Genomic DNA, 14,703 nt, shown 5'->3' with positions numbered 1-14,703 from the left:
TTGCGTATTGTGTTTTATTCGGTCTGGATGATTGAAACATCTGTGCGTTCTCATTGATCACGGGGAGATTTTTATCACTCCTCCGGCAGCAACATATCCCTCATCAGTATAGATGACGAGCCTTTGACCGGGTGCCGGAGCAAAAATTGGCTCTGAAAACCGAACTGTCAGGCAGGCATGATCTACGGAGAGGACGCGGCACGGCATAGGGTCTCCCTGGGATCGTATCTTACCAAGTAAAGGAAGGCCTTCTCTCAGATAATCAGGTGCCAGTATGTTGACTGACCCTGCTGTGACCTCTGATCGGAAAGCCTCTGCCCTTGAAGCTACTACAACAGTATTTGTCTCCGGAACTATCGATATAACGAAAAGAGGATGCTTTGATGCGATGCCCAGCCCCTTCCTTTGCCCCAGAGTGTATCCTCCTATCCCTTTATGTTCTCCCAAAACTTTTCCTGAAGTGTCTGTTATTGGTCCTGGCTGCTGATCGCGGCATATAATGGCCCGGTATCCATCCTCATTTGCAAAGCATATTTCCATGCTTTCAGGGCGCTCGGATACTGCCAGACCTGAAGTCCTTACCAACTCCCTGGTCTCCTCTTTTGACTTAAAGTCCCCCAGCGGGAAAAGTATCCTCTGCATCTTTTTCGCTGGGATCCCGCTTAAAAAATATGACTGGTCTTTTGCTTTATTTGCTCCTGCCGCCAGGTAGTGTCTGTCATCTTTTTTGATGATCCTGGCGTAATGGCCGGTAGCAACTGAAAAATCATTTCCAAAGAGCTCTTCTGCGGCCTCCCAGAGCACGCCGAATTTTATCCTTTCATTACAGTCAGCGCAGGGGTTGGGTGTCAGTCCCTGGCTATATGAGCTGCAGAAAGGAAGTATTACATTTTTTTTGAAATCTTCACTTATGTTCACTGAAAAGTGTGGAATGGACAATTCTTTGCACACAGAGGCCGCAGATTCAGTTGCAAGAGCTTCTTCGCTCTCAGTTATCTCCATCGTCATACCGGCAAGGGAATAATTTTCCTTCATGAGCAAAAGAGCGGCAGCGCTTGAATCGACCCCTCCGCTCATAAGTACCAGTGCTTTTTTTGAGTGGGAGTTTTTCCATTTGGAACTATTGAGCAACGATGTTGTTTTTACAATATATTTCATTCTAATATTTTACATCAAAATGAGAGTGCCCCATAATATGATCATCAAGAAAACCGATCATTTTTTTCGGGTATACTATAAAAATACAACCGATAAGATTTTATAGGGAGGTGTCAAGTTTGCCTGCAGACCTGGTCGAAAATTTGCAGATCAATTCGAAGGACAGAGGAGGGATAAAAGTGATCCCTTTCCTAACTTGCCGAAGGTTCGCTTCAGAACTTGGACTGAAGCCCCGTGATGTAGAGATCACAGCGTTAAAAAACGGTATCTGCCCTTCAAGGTATCAGAGAAATATCGGTACTATCGGGATCCAGGGTCAGATAAAACTGCTTGGTTCCAGAGCTGCGGTAATCGGTTGCGGCGGTCTTGGAGGCTGGATCATAGAAATGTTGGCGAGAGCTGGGGTCGGAGAGATAGTGATGATCGATCCTGATGTCTTCGATGACAACAACCTGAACCGTCAGCTTTTCTCTACAGAGGGAAACATTGGAAAGTCCAAAGCACTGGCTGCGGCCGACAGGGTAGCATCTGTCAACAGTGTCGTGGATACCTTTGCATGGGTTACGTTCCTGGATGAAAAAAACGGAAGAGAGCTCCTTGAGGGTTCTTCAGTAGTAATAGACGCACTTGACAATAACAGGAGCCGCAGAAATGCCTCAATAGTTTGCCGTGAGCTGGGGATACCTTTTGTCCACGGAGCCATTGGAGGTATGTTCGGGCAGATCGGTGTCTTTTATCCGGGAGACAGACCATTGTGGGAAAATGACGACGTTCCTGACAAAGGGGTCGAGACAGAGACGGGAAATCCACCTTTTACTCCTGCATTTATCGCTTCCCTGGAGGTCTCTGAGGCTATCAAGATACTGGCAGCTACGGGAAAAGGTTTAAAAGGTGAACTTTTATGGTTTGACATGACTGACCTTGGATCACAGAGGATCAGGATCTGTCAGTCGGAGGAGGATTGAGTCAACGTCAGTTAAAGGATGCTGGATCTGTTTTATCAATAAATGATATGTTCAACGTCATGATATGGGGTGAGGGATATGTATAACATGCTACTTGATGCACATTTTGACGTGCTCCTTGATGTCCTCAGCTACAGGAAAAAAGGGGAACGGAAGGTCCTTGAAAGAAGACATTTCCAAAATTTAAAAGAAGCAGGAATAAGTACGATCATATGTTCCCTTTATATTTCCGATATTTTTCTGCCCGAGGGTGCCCTTCGAAACGCATTGGATCAAATATCAGCGTTGAAGGAAGAACTGGAAGAATCGCGAGAGCTCTTTTCCCTCTGCAGAAATTCGTCTGAAGCGAAAGCTGCTTCAGAAAAGGGCAAAATTGGATTATTTCTCTCTCTTGAAGGAGCTGAACCTCTGGGTAACGACATCTTTCTCCTTAGAACTTTTTATGATCTGGGCGTAAGGCTTGTCGGACTTACTTGGTCAAGGAGGAACTATGCCGGTGACGGCAGCAGCTTCGACCCTGCAGATGCGCCCAGACATCCTGGAGGCCTTACTAAATTTGGAAGGGAACTGGTCATGGAAGCTCAGAAGATGGGCATGGTCATCGACGTGAGCCATCTGAACGATCCTGGCTTTTATGAGGTCGCAGAGTTGATTAAGGCTCCATTTATAGCTTCGCACTCAAACTGCAGGGCGCTGTGCGGATCAGCGAGAAACCTCAAAGATGACCAGATAAAGATGATAGCAGAATCAGGGGGAGTTGTCGGACTTAATGCATATTCACCATTCGTATCGGACAACGAAGCTGATCGAAATACAGATAAGTTTTTTGAACATCTTCAGCATATAACCCAAGTAGCGGGGATAGATAATGTGGGATTGGGTCTGGATCTGTGTGACTGTATAGCATCGCTTAGCATGGGGAATGACGACAGCCGGCAAAAGGATCTCTTTACTGACCATCTGGACGCAGCGAGACGATTTATCGTACCTATGAAGAAAAAATTGAGTCCTGGAGATTACTGCGCTTTTACAGGGGGCAACTTTATGCGAGTCATTGAAAGGGTGCTGGGATAAATGGAGAAAGAGTACGTTTATCCTGCTGTTCTGGCCTTCGGCTACGACGAAGGAAGGCTCTGGGCAGCAAACTTTGTTGGACTGTCTGGCTGCTGGGTAGAGGGAGAGGACAGGGAAGATGTGATAAAAAGGGCTCCTGAAGTTTTAAAAGAGTACCTGAAGTGCTGCATTGAAGCTGAGTGGCCTATCCCTGGGCCGCCGAAAGCTGACGATCTTGAAGCAGCTGATGTGGGCGAAGTAATAATAGTGAAGTGCAGAATATAAAAGAGAGCCGCCTGAATAAAGGCGGCTCTCTTTTATATGTTCAAAAATTTAATATCGAGATTAGTATCTGAGGCCGAATATGGGATGGAAGATCCTCTCGTCATGGAGGAACTCAGCCTGTTCTTCAAGATGTTTTTTCGCATCTGCCTCAAGCGTTATAGCAAGTGCAGAAGCAAGAACATGCGTCAGGAATAGCGGACCTATTATGCTGCTTCCGAAAGTCGGACTGTTTGCAGAGACAAAAAATGAAAGTTCTGCAGTCCTGCACACAGGAGCAGCAGCACTGTCAGTTATTGTAACTACCTTTGCACCATTTTTATGAGCTATCTCAACAGCTTCGGTAACTTCCACAGCATAGCTTGGCAGCTCGCAGACCACTACCAGATCGTCCTCCCCGATGCACCTGGCCTGTTCCCACATCGAGAGACTGCCTCTGTGTACGAATACAGCTTTTCTTCCCATTACTGAGAGCCGCATCTGGAGGAGTTCAACGACAAGGGATGAAATGCCCCACCCAACACAGTAAATAGTGTTTGCAGATCGGACAAGTTCACAGAATTTATCCGTGTCCTCCGGTGACAGCTGTGCCATCGTGTCATCAAGGTTGGCATGCTCTGCTTTGTAAAGACTATCCGGAAAACTGTCCCCGCTGCTTACCGCTCTGGCAAGAAGGGCAGCAGGGTTGATCTGTTCCAGAATGGCTTTCTGAAGACAGCTCTTTAGCTCTGCGTAACCGGAGAAACCAAGCATTTGTGCTACTCTTACCAGCTGTGCTTTTGATACTTTAAGCTCTTCTGCAATATCTCCTATAGAACGAAAAGAGGCTTCACGCATGTTTGCGAGAAGATATTCTGCTACACGCCTTGCTTTGTTGGGCATCGTATGAGCCCTTTCCATAAGCAGGTTCTGAAGCTGTGTGCTGTCCATTTGGTAACACTCCTTATTGTTATTGGTCAACTGCTGATTTCATTTCTGAACTTTATTACAAGTTTAGTCTCACCGGATAAGCTTGTCAACATTAGTCAACTTTTGGTCCGGTTAGTTCAGTGAAAATACGTAAAAATATTTATATCAAATGGAAATCAACAGTCGGTCAGTTCGAAATATGTCTTTGCCCCTGTTCATACCTTTTCAAAGTTTATGATCCCTTGATGGATGAAGATTTAAAGAGGATCCCAGTTTCCTTCATTTCTGTCCCTTAGTATGGGGCACTCTATAAGTCCATACTTCGAGGTTTTGAAGCAGGCGTTGCATGAAATGCACGCAGTCGGCCTGGCATCTTCTTCACGCCACCTGTTTATCAGATCCGGTTCCGCGATGAAAGGACGACTCAAAGCAAGAAGATCACAAGTTTTGTTATGTATCAGTTCAGCCATCACTGGAAGGCTTCTGAGTCCTCCTGTGAGAATTATTATCTGTCTGTCGGATGCATGTATTTTTAACTCCCTGGCATATTCCGCAAATGGAGCCTCAGATTCGCCGGCTGATACCCCCAGAGTGCTGGGAGAGTTCATTGCTCCGGCATAGCTCGTGCCGGAAGAAACATCTATGCCGTCTGCCCCTCTTTTCAAAAGGCCTATGGAAAGCGCTGTACCGTCCTCGGGGCCGTAACCATTTTCAGTGCCTTCCGCAATGCTTATCTTGAACCAAATGTTGAAACCCTCTCCGACAGAGCGCCTTACATCTTCCAGTATTTCATAAAATATCCTAGATCTGTTTTCCAGTGATCCGCCGTATTCGTCATCTCTTTTGTTTATCGAAGGTGAGAGGAACTGCGTCAGAAGGAATCCATGTCCTGCATGTATCTCTACTCCGTCAGCTCCGCCCTTCTTTGCTCTGAGCGCAGCTGCGGCGAAATCTTCTGCTACCTTTCTGATGCCATCCTTTGAAAGGGGGGTTGTTTCAAAATCACACATCGGATGGATCCCGCCAGAGGGCGAAAAAGATACTGTTCCTTCAGCAACGGAAGCTTCGCGCTGTCCGCCGCCGTGGCATATCTGAACTATAAGGTTGGAACCAAATTTATGGACTTCTTCGGATAGCTTGCCAACGTCATTTATCCTCTCGTCGGTATGAAGTCCCCACTCTCTTTTAAAAGATTTCCCTTCATGGCTTATGAAAGCCAGACCGGTAATCAGTGTGCCTGTACCGCCTGCTGCGATCTCTGAGTGCCTTTTTATCTCGGCAATGGAAATTTCGCCTGTAGCCTCATCAGCTCCGCCAAGGTGCGTGGCAGAACGGACGAATCTGTTGCTTGCTTTAAAGGATGATCGTTCGAATCCATAGAACAGTGAATTAATTTTTTCGGCTTTATCCATGTGCAACTGTCCTTTCATAAAAACTGTGAATAATCTATAACAAATATTACGCAGAAGACAGCGCAATTTCTGCAATCTAAAATCTTTATTGTTTTGATTCTGTTGATATTTTGCGGGAGAAGATATGATCCGGTGTCAGAGTATTTTTCCAGCAGGAGGAAAAAAAGATAGCTTTTCTGATACTGCAGTTGTTGTTGTACCGGTAAGCTCAGCCAAACGCCTGAGTCCAAAGCACCCATGTCCGGTGAATTTTGAAATGTGCTCTTCAGGGACAATCCATGGACCTGTCCAGTTGTTTCTGGTCAGTTTCCTTACTAGGGATTCCGATGCTATCATCTCCCCTAAGGCCGGATGATGCGGCCCTCCTTTGACCTTTGATGCAAGCAGTTCAGATTCCTGAAGTCCTATCCTTATCGGATTGAATCCCAAAGAAACTGCCCTGTCAATGAAAATACCGCCCCATTCGATAGCCTGGTCCAGAGTAAGAGGAATATAGCTCCCTTTGGTCATCATATCCTCAAGTTCAGTTCCTTCAAGGACCAGACATGGATAAAGTCTCAAATCCCACGCTATGGCCCCCTTGATCCCAGCCAGATTTTTCAGATCGTTGATGCTGCTCTCTTTTGTCTGGCCGGGCAGACCGATCATCATCTGGACTCCGAGCGGAAGAGACTCGTTCATTATGGTTTTTATATCATTGAGAACTGTATCAGGATCAGTCTCCCTTTTGCACAAAGAGAGAACATTGGGATCAAGAGAAGGTATACCAAGTTCTATGCATGAGATAGGGTAGATTTTTATGAGGTTTCTCATTGAAATGTCGCTGAGATCTCCGGGGTATGTTGAAAAACGTATCCGGCTTCCTTCTGGTGCATACTTTACTACAGAATCGAGATACTCTTTGACTTTTGAAATACCGAACCTGCAGAAAGACCCTCCGAAAAAACAAACCTCTCTCGGTTCATCGAGCTCACTTAAAACTGAGGAAACATATTCAGACGAAGGGATCTCTGAAGCGCCTGTTATTGTGTTTTGGCTGCAGTACACACATCTTCCCCTGCATCCGCCGAATGGAAGAAAGAAAGGAAGCTTTTTCATTGAATTTATCAGGCCCAATCCGAGTAATCCCCCTCGCTCCATTCGGGCCAGAGAGCAGCCCAGGCAAAAGTGTCAGCCCTGTTTTCAAAACTTTCCATTGATTCAAAGGTGTGAGACCAGAAACGGTGTCCTTTTCTGTGATTTAAAAGGTGGTAGGTCTCATGGAAAAGTGCGAACCTCCTCCATACCAAAGGAAGAACTGAATTTATATAAATACGTCCTCTTTTGCCGCGGACTATGTGTATACCCCAGACACCGGCAGGAAGGAGCTCAAACTTAAGCTCAAGAGAGAGACCGGTGATCTCTTCTGCCCTTGCCAGTATCTCGAACTCGCTCAGTCTTTGCCATCCCCTTCCTTCATGGATCGCCCAATGAGGGATCTCTTCCGGAGGAGAGGGGATGCACTCACAAAGATCCTCAGTGTCAGGTTTATTTTGCTGAAGCATCCTCTGTTTCCCAGTCATCAAGAGCCGCCTCAATAAGACGGTAAACCCTTTTTAGTTCCTGCTCGGTCAGTTTTTTGCTGCGGTACCATATTTCAAGCTCTCCGTTGTCCAGCATTGATTCAAGTTGGACTCTCCCAGGGTTGTCCGGGGATGAAAAGTCCATCAGAAGGTCTGTTACGTCTACATTGAGAGCAGGTGCAAGCCTTTGGAGAAGTTTCATCGAAGGCAGTCTCCTGTTGCTTTCAAGAGCCTGTACGTATATCCTGCTGACCTCGACCTTATCAGCAAGCTTTTGCTGAGTAAGGTTCTGCGCCTTGCGCAATGTCTTAATCCTGTTGCCAAGACTCATAAAATATCCACCCTTTCTTTACATTATGTGCAATAAAAGAATACAACATTTTTTTATTGTTGACAAGTAGGTTTAGTTATAAGGTCAATATAAATCGAACAGCAGAGCAGATCTGCTGCTCCGCCCGGGCTGATGCGGTATCTCAAGAATTTTTTTTCGAGGTCTTCTATAGGGCGGTAGTCTTCCGACAGAGGATCGAATTTTTCGATAGTCTCTTTTACCATATCTTTATAGTCATTTTGCCAGAAGCCGTAACCTCCTCGGTGGATCACGTTGCTGTCTTCGCAGTTGTGCATGATCTCTAAAAGAGCGGCAATATGCGAGCTGTTTATTGACCCACCCATTGAGGATACGCGCCTGAGTTCAGGAAGCCCATGCTGCAGTAGTGAGGGAAAACCTTTTTCAGCTTCTCCTCTTGCACCGGTTATACCGTGCGTGAGAAAGAGCCTTTCGCCGTTTGTCAGATTTTCTGAGGCGATTTTTTCAGAAAGAGAGCTCAGCTCTCTGGACGTCAGCCCCTCAACGGATCCGGAAGCGAAACATGTAATATTTTCAGGAGTCAGCTCTTTTCTGGAATATATGCAGTAGCCTGCCCCGTATAAAAGGAGGGACAAAAGAAATATCAGGCCTTTATGAGTGTTTATGCCTGAAGTCGCGGCAAACATTTTTTTCTCCATTTCAATACCGATAAATCTCAGGCGCCCCAAGGATTCTGAAGGCGAAGTGCCTGATAATCCGATCAATGCCTGGTACTCCCAGAAAGGTTCTATTGCCTGGGCGCTTTTGATAAATGTTCGCCAGGTCATATCTAAGTGGCAGCCCTGACCAAGAGGATCTACCAATCCGGGTTTAGGCGCTGTAGCTATTTCATCTGCGACTGCTTCAGATGCAGCCTGCCATAATATCGAGGGAGAGAAAGGCTTGACTTGTCTGTTCAAGTGACGGATACTTTCGGTGTATGTAAAAAAATAAGAGGGTGGCCCGGATCTATGCAAGATATTACCTCCGCGTTCAAAATATGCCTCTCTACATTAACTCAATTCGTTGTCTCCCGCAAGCATGTGATGTTGTCATTATTTGTCCTGTTTGCATTTGCCGCCCATCTCTCTTTGCCTTCGGTCATATCTATGTGCAGGAAGGATGTTTCGGAGAAATGGAATGAAGGCTGGCATGCATGGCGCAACGATGATCCGGAGACTGCTCTTGGGTATTGGTCTGAAATCGGCGTTTCGGGAAATTTTACAGTAAGGCCTTCAAGGATCTTTTACTGGAAGATCAGGGCACTTGAAAAATTAGGAATGCACGCTGAGGCTGATGATCTTAAGGTAGATCTTGCCAGGAAATATCCTTTTGATTTTTATACATTTTTGTTTTTTAAAGACGGTGGAGCCGGGATTTTAAACAATGCCTGCAGAATAAAGACAGAAAGCCTTTTCTATCCCTGTCCCTGGAAAAAAGAAGTATCTGATGCTGCTAAGCGGACAGGGATCTCTGATGTGATGATATGGTCGGTTATGAAACAGGAGAGCAAGTTCAGGAAAAACGCTGTAAGCAGGTCCGGTGCGCTGGGACTTATGCAGCTGATGCCGTCTACCGCAAAAGAAGAGATGCGATCTCTTGATATCCTCTCTTCGGAGATCACTGACCCGAGAAAAAACATCCTTATCGGGGCAAGCTATTTTGCCCGTCTTTCACGTAAATTCAAAGGAGATCTCCCTCGAGTGATTGCGGCATACAATGCCGGGATGATGCCAGTCATCAGATGGAACACACTTTCAGCAGGGGACTGGATTGAATGGATTGAGGAGATACCTTATTCCGAGACGAGGGAATTTGTGAGGGCCGTACTTCAGAACAGAGAGATGTACAACATGATCTCCGGCGAAAATCATGGTCTTCCGATATCTTTTTTAATCTCAGAGAGACCCATGCCTGTCGAGAAACTGGCTTCGGCCAACAGGTGAAAATGATCGATATCCAGAAAATTTAATACACTAAGCCAGAAACGAGGTTGGTTTAAATTGTGCATTCTTAAGGCGGCAGAAGATTTTGATCCTGTGGAGGCTGTAAGCAGATATCTTTCAAACTCAGGGTTTGACGGAAGGATATTTCATACAGAAGAAACGATATTCACTGTCTCTGATGCCTCTTCGGCTGTCGGGGCGCCTGAAGAGGAGATACTCAAAAGCATCCTTCTGAGGGTAAACAGGGGTGAATACTTTGCTCTTGCTCTGATGTCAGGGATAAACCGGGTCGACACAAAAAAAATAAAAAAAATCATGGGAGTCTCCCATGTATCTTTCGCAAATCCGGAAGAGTGCAGTAACTGGTCAGGATTCAAACCTGGAGGAGTTCCGCCTGTTGGGTATCCCGAGCAGCCAAAGACGCTGTTGGACGAAGATCTTTTTAAATATTCCGAAGTGTGGGCTGCTGCCGGGACCGATCACGAATTTTTCCCGATATCCCCTGAAGAGCTGATGAGGATAACGGAGGGAGAAAAAGTTGATATCAAAAAGTGAATTGCGAAGTTTTTATCAACAGCAAATATTACTTTCTCTTATCAAAATGATCGTCATGCAGTAACTGTCCTCGGGATCATCTTCTCCAGCTCAGAGCAGCTATCTTTTCGATCTGAAAGTTCAGGAGGGTCTCTGTCTTGGGAGGCTTCCCCTCAGCAAGGCTGTTGAACTCATTGAGCATCCTGACATATGCGAGTCTCTTGGCAGGTGTGAATTCTCCCTGTATTCCAGCTCTGAGGAGTATGGATAGCTGTCTGTAAACCTCAGGCACAGGTACAAAAGCAGGTCCTTCCGGCGTCATCCTTATGGTGTAGATGAAAGAATAACTGTCGCGGCCCCGGAATGAATCTGCCTTGTCATATGTAGGAATGGCAGGAGAAACATATACAGCTGTTCCCTTAGGTACTACCAGCTTTGCCGGAACAGCATCCCATCTTGTGTATTCGTATGGAGTGATGAATATGTGCGCCTTGGGTGACCATGTCGTGACACCTACCCAAAGGTGGACCCCGGTACCTTCAAAATTTGTGAAGGATGTCCGCCAAAGGAGATCCTCTTTGTCATCTTGGTCTACTTTAGAGAGGAATATGCTGTCCGATACATAAGAGAGTCCGTCAAGCTGTTCTATCTGCTTTACCCCTGCCGGAGTCCTCAGCCATGCCGATGCAACCTCTCCCTGGCTTTGCTCCAGAATAAGTACTATCGGAAAATTCCCGACTCTAAGGGTCCTGAGATTAGCACCGCCCTCGGGGATTTCGTTCCCCGGCACCAGATAGATGATCAGGGCAAGGAAGAGTGCCAATGCGGGCATTAGCCAGATCAGATAATTATCGGAGAAATAAGAAGCATACTTTTTTCTTAAGTTGTTGATTGCCTCATCTATGTTTTTCATTTCTATATGATCCACTCCATTTTTTCAGCAGGGAGAGCGCATATCATTTCGTCCAGAGTTTTCCCTGTTACCGGATGCCTGAACCAAGGAGCGATCTCTTTAAGAGGTATCAGGACAAAGGCCCTTTCATGCATATGCCGGTGGGGAACAGAAAGATCCGGTGTCTCAATGACCAGTTCGTCTATTGCTATGATGTCGATATCTATCTCACGCGGCCCCCATTTTATGCTCTTGCTGCGTCCAAGTTTTTTTTCAATGTTTTTGATAGTTCTGATCATTTCTTCCGGGGGGAATTTTGTTTCAGCGCATATGCACATATTAAGGAACCTTGGCTGATTGGTTAAACCCCAGGGAGATGTCTCCCATATTTTACTTTTATCAGTAATGCAAAAACCGCCCCGTTCAAGTTCGGAAAGCGCTTTAGTCAGCATGATCAGCCTGTTGCCCGTATTTGAGCCCAGAGACATCAAAACTCTGATTTTTTCAGGCATAATCTGCATCTCTTATGGCTTCTGCCATCATTACCGCTTTTTTGTTTTCCTTTGTGTCATGGACTCTGATAATGTCTACTCCGGACCAGGCGCAGAGAGAAGAGACTGCCAATGTGCCTACAAGGCGCTCAGAAGGATCCTTGCTGTCAGTTGCCCTGCCGATAGATCCCTTTCTGGAGGCACCGACAAGGATCGGTTTTGAATGTATCCTTAAAGATTCGATGTGTCTGAGAAGGAAGAGGTTCTGGCTGTGATCCTTTGCAAAACCTATCCCTGGGTCAAGGATCATCTTTGAGCTCTCTACCCCCAAAGAAGAGGCAATTTTGATTTTTTCATCAAAAAATTCATTGATCTCCTTAAGCAGATTGCTGTAACCGCACATTGACCCCATAGTCTGCGGAGTTCCCCTCATATGCATTATTACCAGCATGGCTCCAAATCTGGCTGCTGTCTCTGCTATCTCAGGTTCAAACGACAGTCCCGAAATATCATTGATGATGTCTGCTCCGGCTTTCAAAGCAGCTTCTGCAACATTTTTTCTGGTCGTATCAACAGAGATAGGCATTAAAGGAAGATTTTTTCTGATCTCTTTTATCGCTGGTATCATGCGTTCGATTTCTTCTGATTCGGATATCCTTGCGGCGCCGGGCCTTGTAGATTCTGCCCCGAGGTCCATGATGTCAGCCCCGTTTTCAGCATGTTCCAAGGCACGGGCTACAGCTGTCTCTATGTTTCCGTATGTTCTGCTCTCCTTATGGAAGGAATCATCGCTGAGGTTGATGATACTCATCAAAAGGGTCCTAGTGCCAAGCATAAGATCATTGCCGGAAGGAAGCGATACCATAGATGTTTTTCTTGAAAAGGAGTCAATTGCGCACCTCAGGGATTTTACTATCCCGGGAAATCCCCACCACGACATGATCTCAAGTTTGTCGGCGAGAAAGGAGATCTGTTTGACTGTCCCGAATATTATGACATCGCTTTCCTGCACACTGCAGTCTATCGCATGGGCATGTACCGCGGCGTCTCCTCCTCTTGAAAGCATTTCCTGTTTGATGACATTCGCTGCCCTTGCATCTATGCAGGAAAGGTATAAAGCTCTTATCTCCCTTCTGTTGTCAAAGAAAGGCAGACTTCTCACATCTGCTCCTATGGCATTAAGGGAGGCAGCCAGTTCTTTTGAGTCTCTGAATTTTATCTCATAGACAGCCATGTGCTGCTTTTCCTACTCAAACTCCTGGATCAGAGGGAAGTCTTTCAGGTGTTCTGAATAATTAAGTCCCATAAGACAAAACCCATGGATGTCGTCGTGTGTCAATAGGCTGTAAGATCCGGTATCCATATGCAGCCTCCAGAATCTGGGCTTTTCAATTCCGATCGCTCCTGAAAGGAGCGGTTTAAGTACGCCTCTGTGCGAAACAACAGCAAAAGTTCCACCGCGGTGTTTCTCGATAAGGCGCTGAAGTCCTAAGAGTGACCGTTCCATCACCTGATCCAGAGTTTCTGCGCCTTCAAGGATAAGGCTCTCCGGGTCGTTGATCCAAGTGTTCCACAACAGAGGTTCGCTTGCAGCAATATCACTTTTAAATCTGCCCTCCCATGGATCAAGTTTTATGTTGTTGAATGAATCATCGGAAGAAAGCCCGCACCCGCAGCTGTTGCTTATCATCTCCGCTGTTGAGAAGGCTCTTTTCAGCGGGCTTGAATAGACATGAGTCAAATTTCTGTCTTTCATTGCTACAGCAAGAGCTCCGGCCTGTGCAATACCATTATTATTAAGGGGGAAGTCTACGCGCCCCCTTACTCGGTTTTCCCTATTGCCGGCGCATTCGCCATGCCTAATCAGATATATAGAGGTTTTGGCCATTTGTACCTCTTTAGTTTTTTGTCAAAGAGACAGATTTTCAAAACAACGATCAGTCATTCGGGGTTTATTATACATTATCGACAGCCGCTTCTTTAAAAAACTCAGTCAATATTATTAAGTAAAAACAACTATATAAATAATCTGACCTGTCTTGACATTTGTGCGAAGCGCTGTTATTCTTGTCCCGTTGTAAATGAATTAGCACTCGTGCTGCGAGAGTGCTAACAAGGCAGGAAGTGAAACCTTTGCTTACAGAAAGACAGTTGGAAGTAATGCTTTCCGTAGTATATGAATACATTAGAAGCGGTGAAAGTGTCGGCTCCCGTACTGTTTCGAGGCGCTATCTTACAGGGCACAGCTCTGCCACTATCAGAAACGAGATGTCTGACCTGGAAGAGATGGGTTTCCTGAAACAGCCCCACACTTCTTCAGGCAGGATACCCACGACCCTTGGCTACAGGCTTTATGTCGACTCTGTACTTCAAAGGGTCGATTCTTCAAAATACAGCAAGGAGTGGATCAAGAGCCTTGGCGAGCACCACAAAGGAATTGAGGGCGCTCTTGAGTCAGCGTCCGATATCCTCAGCCGTGTGTCAAACTATGTAGGAGTGGCTGCCGTAACACCATTGGACAAAGTCAAATTTCAAAGAGTTGATTTTGTCCGGCTTGGAGAGAGAAATGTCTTACTGCTTGTAGTGCTTCAGGGGGGACTTGTGCATCAGAAGATGACCAGCCTTCCCTGGGATATGACTCAGGAGTATCTGGACGATCTTTCAAGAAGGATAAATGTATTTGCAGGCTGTGAATGGACTGAGATAAAAAAGTCCCTGAAAGCCTACATTATGGAGGAACTTCAGGATTACAAATCTGCTTGTGCAGCTGCGCTCCGTGAGCTTGAGGGGATAATGATCTCCCCTTCAATAAAGGCATTCACGGGGTCCATGAGCCACATGCTTAATCTTCCGGATTTTCAGGATCTCAGCAGAATACAGGCATTATATGAATTCCTCGAGCAGGAAGAAGGAATGGCTGAACTTGTTAAAAGCTGTTCCAAAGAGGGTATTAACATAATCATTGGTGAGGAAAACGAATCTCCGGCGATGAAGAGATCGTCTCTTGTGGCTGCTTCGACTATCTGCAACGGACAAATGACAATGATAGGTGTAGTGGGGCCTGAGAGAATGGACTACGAAAAGGTAATTACAACGATTGACAGAGTATTTAGGACCATGGATCTGGGACCTGAAGAGGAGGCTGAATAG

At 45.9% G+C, this 14,703-nt stretch carries 17 protein-coding genes; 6 read left to right on the top strand and 11 right to left on the bottom strand.

Annotation, left to right across the window (positions count from 1 at the left end; translation table 11 throughout):
- Nucleotides 1–57: 57 nt before the first annotated feature.
- Nucleotides 58–1,158: a tRNA 2-thiouridine(34) synthase MnmA gene (locus CVV54_06375; protein ID PKL04495.1), complete on the bottom strand. Its 1,101-nt coding sequence runs from the start codon at nt 1,156–1,158 to the stop codon at nt 58–60.
- Nucleotides 1,159–1,277: 119 nt separating this feature from the next.
- Here CVV54_06375 and CVV54_06370 point away from each other — a divergent pair, with 119 nt between their 5' ends.
- The 3 genes from CVV54_06370 (at nt 1,278) to CVV54_06360 (ending at nt 3,461) form a co-directional block, all read left to right on the top strand.
- Nucleotides 1,278–2,123: a thiamine biosynthesis protein ThiF gene (locus CVV54_06370; protein PKL04494.1), complete on the top strand. Its 846-nt coding sequence runs from the start codon at nt 1,278–1,280 to the stop codon at nt 2,121–2,123.
- Nucleotides 2,124–2,201: 78 nt separating this feature from the next.
- On the top strand, nt 2,202–3,197 hold the full coding sequence (locus CVV54_06365) for a membrane dipeptidase (GenBank protein ID PKL04493.1): 996 nt from the start codon (nt 2,202–2,204) through the stop codon (nt 3,195–3,197).
- Nucleotides 3,198–3,461 (top strand): hypothetical protein, encoded by a 264-nt coding sequence (locus CVV54_06360; protein ID PKL04492.1) that lies wholly within the window; start codon nt 3,198–3,200, stop codon nt 3,459–3,461. It abuts the gene before it with no gap.
- Between the two features lie 60 nt (nt 3,462–3,521).
- On the opposite strand, the gene CVV54_06355 is transcribed toward CVV54_06360, so the two are convergent.
- From CVV54_06355 to CVV54_06330, 6 genes are all read right to left on the bottom strand, one after another.
- Nucleotides 3,522–4,388: a MurR/RpiR family transcriptional regulator gene (locus CVV54_06355; protein ID PKL04491.1), complete on the bottom strand. Its 867-nt coding sequence runs from the start codon at nt 4,386–4,388 to the stop codon at nt 3,522–3,524.
- A 236-nt stretch (nt 4,389–4,624) separates the two neighbouring features.
- Nucleotides 4,625–5,797, bottom strand: a complete 1,173-nt coding sequence (locus CVV54_06350) for an NADH-dependent flavin oxidoreductase (protein ID PKL04490.1) — start codon at nt 5,795–5,797, stop codon at nt 4,625–4,627.
- A gap of 117 nt (nt 5,798–5,914) precedes the next feature.
- On the bottom strand, nt 5,915–6,919 hold the full coding sequence (locus tag CVV54_06345) for a hypothetical protein (GenBank protein ID PKL04489.1): 1,005 nt from the start codon (nt 6,917–6,919) through the stop codon (nt 5,915–5,917).
- Entirely contained in the window at nt 6,886–7,323 is a 438-nt protein-coding gene (locus tag CVV54_06340) for an ImmA/IrrE family metallo-endopeptidase (GenBank protein ID PKL04559.1), read from the bottom strand. The genes CVV54_06345 and CVV54_06340 overlap by 34 nt, the downstream gene beginning before the upstream one ends.
- Nucleotides 7,307–7,672, bottom strand: a complete 366-nt coding sequence (locus CVV54_06335) for an XRE family transcriptional regulator (protein ID PKL04488.1) — start codon at nt 7,670–7,672, stop codon at nt 7,307–7,309. Before CVV54_06335 ends, CVV54_06340 begins: the two co-directional genes overlap by 17 nt.
- Before the next feature lie 53 nt (nt 7,673–7,725).
- Nucleotides 7,726–8,577 carry a triphosphoribosyl-dephospho-CoA synthase gene (locus CVV54_06330; GenBank protein PKL04558.1) on the bottom strand — a complete coding sequence of 284 codons (852 nt, stop codon included), beginning with the start codon at nt 8,575–8,577 and terminating at the stop codon, nt 7,726–7,728.
- Nucleotides 8,578–8,661: 84 nt separating this feature from the next.
- On the opposite strand from CVV54_06330, the gene CVV54_06325 reads away from it, so the two are divergent.
- On the top strand, nt 8,662–9,636 hold the full coding sequence (locus CVV54_06325; GenBank protein ID PKL04487.1) for a hypothetical protein: 975 nt from the start codon (nt 8,662–8,664) through the stop codon (nt 9,634–9,636).
- Between the two features lie 63 nt (nt 9,637–9,699).
- Nucleotides 9,700–10,191, top strand: coding sequence for an aminoacyl-tRNA deacylase (locus tag CVV54_06320; GenBank protein ID PKL04557.1), 492 nt, complete (start codon nt 9,700–9,702; stop codon nt 10,189–10,191).
- Between the two features lie 76 nt (nt 10,192–10,267).
- Here CVV54_06320 and CVV54_06315 read toward each other — a convergent pair whose 3' ends face one another.
- The 4 genes from CVV54_06315 to CVV54_06300 are packed head-to-tail and all read right to left on the bottom strand — an operon-like array spanning nt 10,268 to nt 13,441.
- Nucleotides 10,268–11,083, bottom strand: a complete 816-nt coding sequence (locus CVV54_06315; protein ID PKL04486.1) for a hypothetical protein — start codon at nt 11,081–11,083, stop codon at nt 10,268–10,270.
- Nucleotides 11,084–11,085: 2 nt separating this feature from the next.
- Entirely contained in the window at nt 11,086–11,574 is a 489-nt protein-coding gene (gene folK / locus CVV54_06310; protein ID PKL04485.1) for a 2-amino-4-hydroxy-6-hydroxymethyldihydropteridine diphosphokinase, read from the bottom strand.
- Nucleotides 11,567–12,787, bottom strand: coding sequence for a dihydropteroate synthase (gene folP / locus CVV54_06305; protein PKL04484.1), 1,221 nt, complete (start codon nt 12,785–12,787; stop codon nt 11,567–11,569). The genes folK and folP overlap by 8 nt, the downstream gene beginning before the upstream one ends.
- Nucleotides 12,788–12,799: 12 nt before the next feature.
- Nucleotides 12,800–13,441, bottom strand: a complete 642-nt coding sequence (locus CVV54_06300) for a phosphoglycerate mutase (protein PKL04483.1) — start codon at nt 13,439–13,441, stop codon at nt 12,800–12,802.
- A gap of 245 nt (nt 13,442–13,686) precedes the next feature.
- On the opposite strand from CVV54_06300, the gene hrcA reads away from it, so the two are divergent.
- Nucleotides 13,687–14,703, top strand: a complete 1,017-nt coding sequence (gene hrcA, locus CVV54_06295) for a heat-inducible transcription repressor HrcA (protein PKL04482.1) — start codon at nt 13,687–13,689, stop codon at nt 14,701–14,703.

It is taken from the genome of Synergistetes bacterium HGW-Synergistetes-1, from assembly GCA_002839185.1.
Taxonomy (GTDB): Bacteria; Synergistota; Synergistia; order Synergistales; family Synergistaceae; genus Caenicola.
The sequence above is the reverse complement of the archived record's forward strand: the minus strand, read 5'-3'. Positions and strand labels throughout refer to the sequence as shown.